The organism is Solibacillus sp. FSL K6-1523 (assembly GCF_038005225.1).
Lineage (GTDB): Bacteria > Bacillota > Bacilli > Bacillales_A > Planococcaceae > Solibacillus.
On record NZ_JBBOSU010000001.1, the window covers coordinates 3,348,705 to 3,361,232 of the forward strand.

The 12,528-nt window shown below is 36.2% G+C and carries 11 protein-coding genes; 4 read left to right on the top strand and 7 right to left on the bottom strand.

The annotated features are described in order from the left end of the window. Positions 1 to 4 precede the first annotated feature (4 nt). Positions 5 to 739, bottom strand: coding sequence for a GntR family transcriptional regulator (locus tag MHI10_RS16125; RefSeq protein ID WP_445683192.1), 735 nt, complete (start codon positions 737 to 739; stop codon positions 5 to 7). A gap of 15 nt (positions 740 to 754) precedes the next feature. After that, the gene (nagA, locus tag MHI10_RS16130; RefSeq protein ID WP_340787231.1) at positions 755 to 1,912 is read right to left on the bottom strand and encodes an N-acetylglucosamine-6-phosphate deacetylase; all 1,158 of its coding nucleotides are present in this window, start codon (positions 1,910 to 1,912) and stop codon (positions 755 to 757) included. A 486-nt stretch (positions 1,913 to 2,398) separates the two neighbouring features. Between nagA and MHI10_RS16135 the strand changes: the two genes are divergently transcribed. Next, positions 2,399 to 2,620, top strand: coding sequence for a DeoR family transcriptional regulator (locus MHI10_RS16135; protein WP_057989039.1), 222 nt, complete (start codon positions 2,399 to 2,401; stop codon positions 2,618 to 2,620). A gap of 478 nt (positions 2,621 to 3,098) precedes the next feature. Here the strand turns inward: MHI10_RS16135 and MHI10_RS16140 are convergent, their stop codons facing one another. Next, entirely contained in the window at positions 3,099 to 3,815 is a 717-nt protein-coding gene (locus tag MHI10_RS16140) for a pseudouridine synthase (protein ID WP_340787237.1), read from the bottom strand. A gap of 69 nt (positions 3,816 to 3,884) precedes the next feature. Next, the gene (locus tag MHI10_RS16145) at positions 3,885 to 5,501 is read right to left on the bottom strand and encodes a putative polysaccharide biosynthesis protein (protein WP_340787240.1); all 1,617 of its coding nucleotides are present in this window, start codon (positions 5,499 to 5,501) and stop codon (positions 3,885 to 3,887) included. Positions 5,502 to 5,773: 272 nt separating this feature from the next. Here MHI10_RS16145 and MHI10_RS16150 point away from each other — a divergent pair, with 272 nt between their 5' ends. Together MHI10_RS16150 and MHI10_RS16155 are read left to right on the top strand one after the other, a co-directional pair. Then, complete coding sequence (locus tag MHI10_RS16150; RefSeq protein WP_340787243.1) at positions 5,774 to 7,045, top strand: BaiN/RdsA family NAD(P)/FAD-dependent oxidoreductase; 1,272 nt, start codon at positions 5,774 to 5,776, stop codon at positions 7,043 to 7,045. Between the two features lie 33 nt (positions 7,046 to 7,078). Further along, complete coding sequence (locus MHI10_RS16155) at positions 7,079 to 7,894, top strand: cysteine methyltransferase (protein WP_340787244.1); 816 nt, start codon at positions 7,079 to 7,081, stop codon at positions 7,892 to 7,894. A gap of 73 nt (positions 7,895 to 7,967) precedes the next feature. Here the strand turns inward: MHI10_RS16155 and trhA are convergent, their stop codons facing one another. Together trhA and MHI10_RS16165 are read right to left on the bottom strand one after the other, a co-directional pair. Next, positions 7,968 to 8,609 carry a PAQR family membrane homeostasis protein TrhA gene (gene trhA, locus MHI10_RS16160; RefSeq protein WP_340787247.1) on the bottom strand — a complete coding sequence of 214 codons (642 nt, stop codon included), beginning with the start codon at positions 8,607 to 8,609 and terminating at the stop codon, positions 7,968 to 7,970. A gap of 213 nt (positions 8,610 to 8,822) precedes the next feature. Further along, positions 8,823 to 9,257, bottom strand: a complete 435-nt coding sequence (locus tag MHI10_RS16165) for a CoxG family protein (protein ID WP_340787248.1) — start codon at positions 9,255 to 9,257, stop codon at positions 8,823 to 8,825. A 714-nt stretch (positions 9,258 to 9,971) separates the two neighbouring features. Here MHI10_RS16165 and MHI10_RS16170 point away from each other — a divergent pair. After that, positions 9,972 to 11,669 (top strand): HD-GYP domain-containing protein, encoded by a 1,698-nt coding sequence (locus MHI10_RS16170; RefSeq protein ID WP_340787250.1) that lies wholly within the window; start codon positions 9,972 to 9,974, stop codon positions 11,667 to 11,669. A 129-nt stretch (positions 11,670 to 11,798) separates the two neighbouring features. On the opposite strand, the gene MHI10_RS16175 is transcribed toward MHI10_RS16170, so the two are convergent. Then, complete coding sequence (locus MHI10_RS16175; RefSeq protein ID WP_340787252.1) at positions 11,799 to 12,488, bottom strand: response regulator transcription factor; 690 nt, start codon at positions 12,486 to 12,488, stop codon at positions 11,799 to 11,801. Between the last annotated feature and the right edge of the window lie 40 nt (positions 12,489 to 12,528).

Genomic DNA, 12,528 nt, shown 5'->3' on the forward strand with positions numbered 1-12,528 from the left:
CAATTCATCTTTTAATCTCACTTATAAATTTATAGCTATCTGCACGGTACGTACTTTCTACTACTTCAAACGGAAAGCCGTCACTCAAATAACTAATCCGCTTAATATTTAACACAGTGGAAGTTGGACTTATTTTTAAATGTTTACTTTCATCTTTTGTCACGAGGGAAGCTTCTATTTGCTGTACGGCATTGCCAATTTTTTGTTGGAATTTCCCTTCAATTAGCGCATATAGTGAGCCCGATATTTTTTGTTCATTTAAATCAGGCATGAGCCTTACAGGTATATAGGCGTGCTCGATACCCATTGGTTTATTATCGGCACTTCGAATACGTACAATGTAAAACACCTCGACTCCCGGCTCTAAAAATAAATCATTCGCTATATCAATCGACGGAATTATTTTTTCAAATCGCAATACTTTACTGCTTGGTGTCATCCCCCGCGCGATCATATCTTCTGAAAAACTCCGCAGCCCTGTCATTGGTTGCTCTAGTTTTGGGTTCGCTACATATGTTCCTCGCCCTTTTTCGCGATAAAGTAGACCACTATTTACTAAGTTCGTAATGGCTTGTCTAACTGTCATTCGGCTTACATCAAATTGCACTGAAAGCTCTCGTTCAGAAGGAATATTTTCTCCAACTTTATAAAACTTTGAATAAATGCTTTGCTTTAAAATTTCTTCTATTTGACCGTAAATTGGGATTCTAGCGTTTTTATCTATCTTTGTATGCATCATTAACACCTCTCAATTTCAGGTTTTTTCATAAACAACTTGTCCTTGGCGAATTGTTTTATGCACGCTTAATTCACGATCGATTATTACGAAATCCGCATCATAGCTAACAGCGATACGCCCTTTTTTTGTAACACCCAATTGCTGTGCCGCATTGTACGAGGTCATCGCAACAATATCCTCTAAACTACACCCCGTAACCGCTTTCATGTTTTTCACAGCTTGCTCCATCGTCAATATACTCCCTGCGAGTGCACCATCTTCTAACCGCGCCTCGTTTTTCGTCACATAAGCGATTTGACCACCTAAATCATATTCACCATCAGGCAATCCCTTTGCCCTCATCGCATCTGTTATTAAAATGATTTGCTTAGCCCCTTTCACTTTATAAACTAAGTTTACAGCTTTTGGGTGACTATGAATAAAATCAACAATTAACTCAACGAATACGTTATCATCTTGCAAAGCTGCACCTACTACCCCTGGCTCGCGATGATGGAATGGGCGCATTTGATTAAATAAATGGGTTGCTTGTGTTACACCTGCTTCAACAGCTGTTTGCACTTCATCCATCGTTGCATCCGTATGTCCCATAGAAGCAATAATGTTAAGGTTGCGCAGCTTCTTTACAAACGCCAATCCATTTTCTAATTCTGGCGCAACGGTCATAATTTTTATGAAGCCACCACTTAACTCATGCCAGCGCTCAAGTAATGATATGGAGGGTGATTGCATAAACTCGACTGGCTGTGCACCAGCGCGCTTAACCGATAAAAAGGGACCTTCAACGTGAATACCTAAAAGCCCTGCACCTTCAAAATGGTCTTCATAGTTTTTCACATTGATTAAAGCAGCCTCAATATTTTCCGTTGATTGGGTCATCGTCGTTGCTAAAAAACTTGTTACACCCTCTTTTACTAAATGTTTCGCTATTCCTTCCAATGCTTGCTGTGAACTATCCATCGTATCAAAACCATTCGCTCCGTGAATGTGAATATCGATAAAACCAGGAAGTAAAAATAATGCTTGTTGCTGACAATCAATCGTCCGTGTCGCTACTTTTTTTAAAAGTGGACCCATTTCAGTAATTTTTCCATTTTCGATAAAGAGGTCGCATAATTCTTGTCTTTCATCACTATTGACGATCGTAATGTTCTTAATGAGCAATGTTTCCATCAATGTTCCTCCTTCTATATTGTTCACTATGATATATGCCACTCGTTACAACTCGGTATAGTTGTCTATACCAATTATACACGATAATTATTTAAATTTAAAATGTTTTTCGTATTTTCTGAATATTATAGTTAGAAATCTGTTTCTTCTACCTTTAAAATAAGATACATATCGATGAGATTACAGTGAAAAATCGACATTTTATGGCTCATTACTCCTATATTCTAATTTATAGGTATTAAATTCAAATTGTTGAATAAAATTAAAGTATATGAATTTTCGGTAAAAATATTAACAAATCGGTTTCAATTATGGAAATATACTTAATTTTTCGCTATAATGTTTGTGTCAGAACAATCATTCTGACCAAACTTTTAGAAAAGGGGCTGTCTAAGGCAATCAATTAAGTCCTCAGTGCACTCCGCACAAATATTTGTCGTCCGCTAGTCTTATGCCATGAGAATTAAGATCGAAGGAGTGGTTTTTTTGAAACCAACTACTGACAGAATGCTTAATCGTATTAAAGACGTGTATATGTTTATCTTAAATAAAGGTGAAGTGACTACACAGGATTTGGTCGAAGAGTTTAACATCACTCCTCGCACCATTCAAAGGGATTTGAATGTGTTAGCCTTCAATGACTTGGTTGTAAGCCCAAGTCGAGGTAAATGGACAACGACGAAGAAAAAAGTGAAAATGACATCTTAGAATAGTAATAGCGGCTGATTCTTATTAAACTTGATTCAGCTGAATTCCCCTACTCCTATAAGTAGGGAATGAATGTTTAATAGACAATTCTACTTCAGTGGGGGCTCAAACCCCGCTGAATCAAGTTAAGCCCCGGCTGATGTCACAGATTTTTAAGGGAAAAAGGAAGCCAGCCTAAAAACGTCACATCGTGTGACAACGGCTAACTGACCCACGTCCTGTGGGCCCTCGAAAAAATCTGGACTAAAATTAGCCGAGGCGTAATTGATGTGAAAAGGCATGAATTTGCCTCAAACATATGATAAGGTGTCGATCAGCTTCACAATGTAATTCCTGCATTCATGGATTGGTTAAACACTTTATGGATGGAGTTAAATCGGGTATGGCATTAGCTATGCCCTCGTTCCTCAAATTTTTGGGAAACTAAAAGAGAATGCCTTTCGTCGGGGCATTCTCTTTTATCGCGCCTCTAAATTTTTTAGGCGTTATGTTTTATTAATGCCGATAACTCTTCTTCCGTTAATTCACGGTAATCCCCTAGTTCAAGCTCTGCATCTAATTGCAACGGCCCCATCGATATACGTTTTAAATACGTTACCTTTTTCCCTACCGCTTCAAACATGCGCTTCACCTGATGAAACTTTCCTTCTTGAATCATCAATTCAATTTCCGACTCGGCTCCAGATGATAAAATGACTAACTCTCCTGGTTTTGTTTCATAGCCATCATCGAGCATCACACCGTTTGCAAATGCTTCAATATCTGCTTCTGTAACGACGCCATCAATTTTTGCATAATACCATTTTGGCACATGTTTTTTAGGTGATAGTAAATTATGCGCGAGATTGCCATCATTCGTAATTAATAGCAAGCCTTCTGTATCTTTATCCAAACGTCCTACTGGAAACGGCTGAAAATGCTGTACATATGGATCTAATAAATCAATAACCGTTTGATCATAACGGTCCTCTGTCGCAGAAATAACGCCCGGTGGTTTATGCATCATAATATAAATAAATTCTACATACTCTACACGCTCTCCGAAAACAGCGACATTTTGCTTAACGGGATCGACATGCATCGCTGAATCCTTTACAACTTCCCCTTCAACTGTAACTGCCTTTTGTTTCAATAAAACTTTTACTTCTTTGCGCGAACCATAGCCCATATTAGCTAATAATTTATCTAAACGCATGATTTTTGCCTCCTTATTTTCAAATAAAACACACCCCATCACAACGAATGGAATGTGTTCGTTCATCTTTTATTTAATTAATTTTAATTTACGTGCAATTTTTGTCATTTTATCACCAAGTAATGCTTGTGCTAAACCAAGTTTGTAAGATATTACGCCGTAAATAGTGCCTCCAACTACTGCACAAATAACCGCATAAATAAAGGCTAAAATTTTCGAGTCAGCTGGCGAAATCCATGTTAATACGACATGAGTTACTAATACTGAAAGAATCATCACACCCGTTAAAATAAAGATTAATAATATCCTACGCAAAATAATCTTTGCCTTGTATTCCGTTACTTTGCTAATGACCGCAACGTTAATAGCTATCGTCACGCCGTAACCAATTGCTGTGGCGATGATCGCACCGTCAACAGACCACATTTTAATGAAAGGTGTATTTAAAATGGTTTTCGTAAACACTCCGACTAATAGGCTAAATACTACCCACTTTTGATAATCAATACCTTGTAAAATAGCAGCTGTTACAGTAAATAATGCAAATAATATTGCAAGTGGAGCATAATGACTTAAAATTTGCGCTCCCATTTCACTTTTTTCATAGAAGAAATGATATAAATCTTCTGATAAAGCTGAAATTCCTAATGCAGCGGGTACGGTGATGAATAATAACACTTGATACGTTTTATCCATTGCCGCTCGCACTTGAATAAGGTCCTTTTGTGCATAAAACTTCGCAACAGTCGGTATGATTGCCATCGAAAATCCTGTCGCCAACACAACTGGAATCATAACGATCTTCTGCGTTAATAAGTTTAACATCGTAAAATATTTATCTGTTAATTCGCCAGGGACACCACCAGCAATCATGGCGCGGTTAAATGTTAACAAATCCACTAGTTGGAATAATGAGCTTCCAAGACCGACGAATACGATTGGGATCGCATACTTAAAAACTTCCTTATACATCGTCGAATAAGGCAATTGATATTCTTTCGGTGCAACAACTTGAAGTGCCTTTATTTCAGGACGTAGCTTTTTCCAAAAATAAAATAACGCAGCAAGCCCTCCAACCGAACCGATAAACGCTGCAAATACCGAAACGTTAACTGCTGTAACAGGGTCGCCGCCAAGTACATTCATAACGATGAATACCCCGCCTAATAAAAAGACGATACGGGCAATTTGTTCAATCAATTGTGACACGGAAGTCGGTAAAAAATGACCATACCCTTGTAAATAACCGCGCATTAAACTCATAAATGGTACTAAAATTAACGCATAGCTCACCCATTGAATAACATCGGCTACTTGCTCAACAGTAAACACTTGTTCCTTACTATCAATGACAATATTGGCAATCGGGGTTGCTAACAAGTTCATCACAATAAACGCGATAACCCCTGTAATTATCATAAGTAGTCCACCGGTTTTAACTAAGCGACGTCCCGCATCATAATCACCTAATGCATTATATTTAGATACAAATTTCGACACCGCAATCGGCAAGCCTGAAATTGCAATCGATAGCATAATATTGTATGGGATATACGCATAATTATATAAACCAATATTTTCTTCTCCAACAATTGCGTAAAATGGAAAAATATAAACTAGTCCTAAAAGCTTGGATAAAAATAATCCAATCGTTAAAATCGCCGTTCCCTTCATTAATGAAGACATGCATAACCTTCCGTTCTATGTAAAATTCACTAAAGTTTATTTCTATTCATCCAATATTATATTACAAAAATCAATTATTATTCTTCATCTATATTTTCAGTCGCTCTTCCTAATCGACGGAATCTTAAATACGAAGTTCCCGTACCTTTCCTTTAACAAGTTTACAACTGAAAGCCCATTTACTCAAATAGTTTCTTTGTTTCATGTATAATAAGTCTTATAGATCATACTTGAACTACAAATTTTCTTATAGAGAAAGCGAGAAATATCCAATGATTGATGTAATAGTAATTGGTGGTGGCCCGTCTGGATTAATGGCCGCAATCGCTGCAGCTGAGCAGCATAAAAAAGTAATGCTTATTGAAAAAGGTTCCAAGCTCGGAAAAAAATTAGCGATTTCTGGCGGAGGTCGATGCAACGTCACAAACCGTTTATCGGCGGAGGAAATCGTCAAACATATCCCTGGTAATGGCCGTTTTTTATATAGTCCTTTTACCGTTTATAATAACGAAAATATTATCGAATTTTTTGAAGGTCTTGGCGTTCCATTGAAGGAAGAGGATCATGGTCGCATGTTCCCCGTTTCTGATAACGCACATGATGTTGTCGGTGCATTAGAAAAAGAATTAAAAAGACTTCAAGTAGATGTTCGATTCCATACAGCTGTGAATAAGCTATTAATGGATGATGAACAAATTTACGGTGTCCGTTTAGCTAGTGGCGAAGAAATTCGTGCAAAAGCAGTCGTTGTTGCAGTCGGTGGTAAAGCCGTTCCACAAACAGGCTCTACGGGAGACGGATATCCTTGGGCAGAGCGCGCAGGTCATACGGTGACAACATTATTCCCTACAGAAGTACCTGTCACATCAAAAGAACCATTTATCCAATCACGAGAACTACAAGGGTTGGCACTGCGTGATGTAGCAGTTTCTGTATTAAATAAAAAGGGCAAAACACTCGTTACCCATCAAATGGACATGCTCTTTACCCATTTCGGCTTAAGCGGTCCAGCCATTTTAAGATGCAGTCAATTTATCGTGAAAGAACAATTAAAAACAGGGAGTGCACCTGTTCAAGTTCGAATTCAGTCATTAACAGCATACAATGAAGAAACATGCTTCCAAATGCTCAATAAAACGATTAAAGAAGACCCGAAAAAAGCGGTAAAAAACTTATGGAAAGCACTCGTTCCTGAACGCTGGCTACTCTTTTTAATGGAGCGAGCAAGTATTGACCCAAGCATGACGGGTATTGAATTATCACAAGAAAAGATTCGAAATCTTGCGCGCGAACTAATTAGCTTTACAATGGATGCGCATGGTACACAACCAATCGAAAAAGCGTTCGTTACGGGGGGCGGTGTTTCCGTAAAAGAAATCGAGCCGAAAACGATGGCTTCTAAGAAAAAGCTTGGACTTTATTTCTGTGGTGAAATTTTAGATATCCACGGCTATACAGGCGGTTACAATATTACTTCAGCACTCGTAACAGGACGTATTGCGGGAATGAGTGCCGGTGAATATAGTTCTCAAATAACGAAGTAATATTAAGCAACAATACGAGGGGGGATCCGAAACATGCAAAATAATCAAGATTCACTAACAACGCTATATTTGGCCACGGATGAGCAGATGCAACTCCAATTAACATCCTATCGAATGCAGGATTTTAATGCGGAGGAATTTGGATTTCTCGTTCGTGCGAATTGCTATTATGAAATACAAGAGAATTATGCTAAAAATGTGCCTCTTCAATTAATACTTGGCTTAAGTAAAAATGGATTAGGCATGTCTTTAGCGATCGATTTGAATAATATGCCAACTATCTTTCCAAATCAAATGAAGAAAATTGTTGAACATATACAAAAAAGCCCTGCGTTTTTACAAACCATTTCAAGCAATTTAAATGCTTTGATCACGGCAGAGGACCCAGAAACAACAATCCATGCAGCGCAAGCAAAGCAATTCTTTTTAAGCCAAGCACCTCAGGGGATTACATCATTTTCTACCAATCGGCAAACAAACGCACTATTTTGGCTTTATAACGGGGATAAGCTCATTTCAAATGTTAGTCCTTTTACAATTGATCATTTAGGTGGTCATATTTCCTTTACCGTAAAAGCCGGATTTAGCCATGAATTTATTATGCAATGCTATGAAATTGAGTGCATGATGCATATGTTTAACGAAGATGATAAATTAGGCTATTACTTTGAACTTTATTTAGATCAGGAAAATTTTCATCATGAGCAGCTTTATAACACGATACCCGATCAATTTATGGAAAATAAAGATTTTCTAAACCGTATTTTACTGCAAATGAAAAAATGCACTAATGAAAAATATGATGAGTATTTACAGGATCTCATCGAAAAATTTACTGCGAGTATATAAGATTCTTTCAAACAATATGAAAAAGGACATCCATTAGAATTTGAGTGGATGTCCTTTTATATTCAAAATTTCCTTATACGTAGAAATAGATTGCGGCAAACATTGCGGCGCTTCCAGCTACAACAAATACATGCCAAATCGCGTGATTGTAAGGGATTCGCTTATTTTTATAAAAGTACGTGCCCACTGTATAACAAAGGCCTCCGACAAGCAATGTGAAAAAGCCTTCCCATGATATATGGGCTAATAATGGCTTTGCAACAAATATAATAATCCAGCCCATCGCAATATAAACAAGCAACGAAACCATCTTAAAGCGATATACAAAAAATTGTTTTAGTAGAATGCCAATCGCTGCGAGTACCCATTGAATAATAAAAATCGTCCAACCGAGATTCCCACCTATGGCAACTAAAACAACAGGTGTATATGTACCCGCAATTAAAAGAAAAATAGAGCTATGATCAAGTTTCTTCAAAAAAACTTTATGTGTCGGCCAAATATGATACATCGTAGAAGCAAAATATAAGCAAAACATTGAGATACCAAAAATGATATAGCTAATCATTTCCGTTTGTGACCCATTCATTTGAGCTTTTTCAATTAATAATAGTGTTGCCGGTATCGTTAACAACGCGGCAATTCCATGTGTCAAACCATTCCAAAATTCCTCTTTTGCACTATAGCTACTTTGTTTTGTCATTATTTGTGTCACGCCGATGCACCTCTTTCTTACGATAAGTATAATTGAGGTGCCGGATGAGTAGTAGAGAAAAATGTCATGTAGATGATGTGATATTTATCATGGGTTGGTTTATTCCTAAATCAAAAGTGGAAGTACATCGATGTTGAGGTACTTCCACTTTTGTTATTAAATTCTTGCAAGACTATATATGACCACTTATCGGTTATTTAATGAGCCTTGCTATTACGCTTGAATTGTACGTGCGATTTTTTCTGTTAAACGTGATGTTACTTTTGGTAATAGAACTTTAATCGCTGGTGTTAAAACCGCACCTGATAAGCCACCTGCATTAATTTCTACAGTGCCTGTCATCAACGTGCCACTTCCGCTTACTTCAGCTTTGAATTCGCCGCCACCTTTGAAGTTATCCGATAAACCTTTAATTTCAAATTTAATATTTGATGGTTCGTTAAACTCGATAATTTTAATTTCAAGTTCTACTTTTTTCTTTAGGCCTTTAAAATTCCCTTCAAAAGTCCACTTCGATGTTTGATCATCGATTTCTGTGTGCTCTTTATACGCCGGAACTAAAGTTGCCCATTTTTCAATTTTACTTACAAAACTCCATACTTTATCTTGACTTACTGGAATTTGAACTGAATGTGATGCTTGTGCCATTTTTATACACTACTTTCTTCTATTAAATCTATAAATGATCAAAATCATTTATCTATATAGTATTACATAAAATAACTATGTACTAAATAGTCATTTTGCCTTATGAATAACGTATTTCAACTGCTATTTATATAACACTTTCCGATAGACTCCCTCCTCCATTAACGTGACCTTTTTCATAGACATAGCACTTTATTTATTATAAAGTGTAGATATCGACAGAATAATCAGCGAATTTCCAATGAGATGATTTTCACAATTTCCATCCATTACTATTCACTATTAATTTATATTTTCAACTTATGAAACGAACATCCTAATAGAATCGAAATCTTACTGAGAATACGTCGCCTCCCACGGCAGCGACGCACTCAATTGAGACAGATTTTAGAACGGAAAACTTCATACTAGGCTGGCCTTTGCACAAAGCACAAAGATGAGTCGTGCAGATTTGTGACAACAAAGCTGTGCGCCTCATGTGCTTAGCCAGCCTAAACGAGCAAATACTTTATAAGAATTTCTATTAGAATATCTACATTGAACGGAGAGAATCGTTCGTTATACTAATATAGAACAAATAAAATTTAAGGAAGCCAACCAAATACATACTATTTATTAGTAATCTACCATTAGTTTTTCACTAGATTATTTCTTTGTAGCCTACGTCACATTCATAATGATAATCATTACAAAATTTAAAGGAGTGTTCTTCCCTTGTCAAACACAGTACAAATTTCTATTCATGATGTTACAATCGGTGATATTTTATCAAATGATATATTCGTTAATCGCAGACTATTAATGAAAAAAGATAATCCACTCTCCTCTAAAGCAATTGATTTATTGAAGAAGAACAGTGTTCATTTTGTCACTGTTTATCGGAATCCACATCACGATCAATATGTTGACCAAGCGGTTGTCCATTCCTCACCCGATGAGCAAATGTTTGATTGGGATGAGCTACTTTTAAGTATTGTAGATATTTCAAACCCGACAGCCACCCCCTTAGCCTACACAACTGTTGAATTTTACTCTCTTTTAGCTGAACTAGATACCGAAATTCGCTACGGACAAATTTTAAAAAATGAAGCAGATATATTATATTTAACCGACCTTTATGACAAAATTTTAAGCAATTTATCTTATCGAGATTATTTAATTCGGCTTAAAAATTGGGATTATTATTCTTATTTGCATTGTATTGATGCATTTATTCTCGGTACATTGTTTGCTAGAAAAATGCGTTTGAAAAATTTAGAACGGCTTGCAACAGGCTACCTATTACATGACATTGGCAAACTTAAAATCCCTCTCGCTATTTTGCAAAAGCCTAGTAAACTAACTATACAAGAATTCGAAATTATGAAAAGACATACAATTGAAGGCGCTGCCATTTTCAAAGAACTTGGTTTATCCGATTTTGCGTATTTAGCGGAATCTCATCATGAACGTAAAGATGGGAAAGGTTATCCACGGTCTTCATTTGCTCAGGATTTTACGATAGAATTAGAAATTTTACAAATTATAGATGTGTATTCAGCGATTACAATGAAACGTGTTTATAGGGATGCATTGCGTGCTGCTGATGCATTTAGCCTCTTATATCGAGATGCGCACATATTCAATGATGAATTATTAACACAATTTGTAGATTTTATTAGAATTTATCCTGAAAATTCACTTGTGCTCCTTTCAGATGGAAAACACGCAATTGTTGAAAAAAGTAATCCGCAATTTCCAACATCACCTAGAGTAAAATATATTGAAACAGGCCAGGCTTTCCACGTATCCATTAATAATCATGTCACAATCAAAAAGTTAATTTCCTATCAGCCGGAAAACTTTACACATGTGCTCAATAATTTTTACAATGAACTGATTGGCGCAAATGTTGAACATGCGAAGAAAACGTATTTAAAGCTTGTGGACAATTTTAAAGCCTCTGAGTTTTATATAAAGATTTTTATACCGGTATATCGCATTTTAAATCTTTTACAAAAGCAACAAACGATCTCAGAAAGTCGCTATCAACAGGTTACGTCGTATATAGATGCGTTAATGAAGCAAAAAATAGAAGAATTGGTCGATCATAATGACTATGACAAACATGTACTGCTTTTAGTAGATGCACCATTTCAAAAACATTTTTTATTTACGGCGCTTATCGGCTTAATGCATGCTGAGCGAATTTTTCCCCATATCCTTCCGACCGATGCAATACTTGAAGAAGTTTTATGGCTATCAGAAAATAATAACTGTACAAAAACATGTGTTATTTATGATTCTGAACATCCTAACACGCTATTCAATTATTTACCGAATATCGTCAAAATTTCTGTAACCGAATTGGAGCAATACTTAGTAGACTTAACTGGAGATGGTAGAGATACTCTTCGCTTTCAAATCTTTTAGATTTATTTCCCCCCAATCAGCAACTGATCATTTAGCATGAAAAATTCATGATCATGAAAAAGAGATTGGCTCGTACATATGAGCCAACCTCTTTTTTATGCATCCACTACGATTGGATTATCAACTTTTTTACTCGTCAATATTCGTATTAAATTTATAACCAAACCCTCTTACTGTTTGTATAATTTTTGGTTTCGCAGAGTTTTCTTCTATTTTTTTTCTAAGCATGCTTATATGTACCGTAACCGCTTTCAAGTCAACGATTTCTTCAAATCCCCATACATTATTAATAATTTGATCAACACTTAATACTTGATTTCTATGTTCAACCAAATAAAATAATATTTGTCTTTCTTTTGTATAGAGATGTAATTTCTCTCCGGCCTTGTAGACAGACTTCTCTTCAAAATCAATGACAATATCATTCAACGTATATTGGTGTTTTCGTTGGGTATTTTTCTTATTTAAATGAACCTTTATTCGGGCGATTACTTCTTTCGGAATAAAAGGTTTTGTAATATAATCTGCCGCGCCGACATCAAAGCCTTGTAACTTATCTTCAATTGTATCATTGGCCGTAACAAAAAAGATGATTGCTTCCGATTGTTCACGAATTCTCTTAACTAAATCGACACCGTTCCCATCTGGTAAGTTAATATCAATTAACATTAAATCAATTGTTTCTGTCGCAATTAACTTCCAGCCTTCCTCTATGGTTGTCGCCTTTAACGTGTGATATCCTGCATTTTGAACATACAATGAAAGCACTTCTAAAATATCAGCATCATCTTCAATGATTAATATTGTTGATTCTTCCACAAGTGTTCACTTCCTTTATTAAAACATTTTAGTTCTTTCC

What these genes read in the sequence shown, in the direction of transcription:
- MHI10_RS16125 (WP_445683192.1), bottom strand. Translation starts at nt 739, where the DNA reads ATGATGCATACAAAGATAGATAAAAACGCTAGAATCCCAATTTACGGT.
- nagA (WP_340787231.1), bottom strand. Translation starts at nt 1,912, where the DNA reads ATGGAAACATTGCTCATTAAGAACATTACGATCGTCAATAGTGATGAA.
- MHI10_RS16140 (WP_340787237.1), bottom strand. Translation starts at nt 3,815, where the DNA reads ATGCGTTTAGATAAATTATTAGCTAATATGGGCTATGGTTCGCGCAAA.
- MHI10_RS16145 (WP_340787240.1), bottom strand. Translation starts at nt 5,501, where the DNA reads ATGTCTTCATTAATGAAGGGAACGGCGATTTTAACGATTGGATTATTT.
- MHI10_RS16150 (WP_340787243.1), top strand. Translation starts at nt 5,774, where the DNA reads ATGATTGATGTAATAGTAATTGGTGGTGGCCCGTCTGGATTAATGGCC.
- MHI10_RS16155 (WP_340787244.1), top strand. Translation starts at nt 7,079, where the DNA reads ATGCAAAATAATCAAGATTCACTAACAACGCTATATTTGGCCACGGAT.
- MHI10_RS16165 (WP_340787248.1), bottom strand. Translation starts at nt 9,257, where the DNA reads ATGGCACAAGCATCACATTCAGTTCAAATTCCAGTAAGTCAAGATAAA.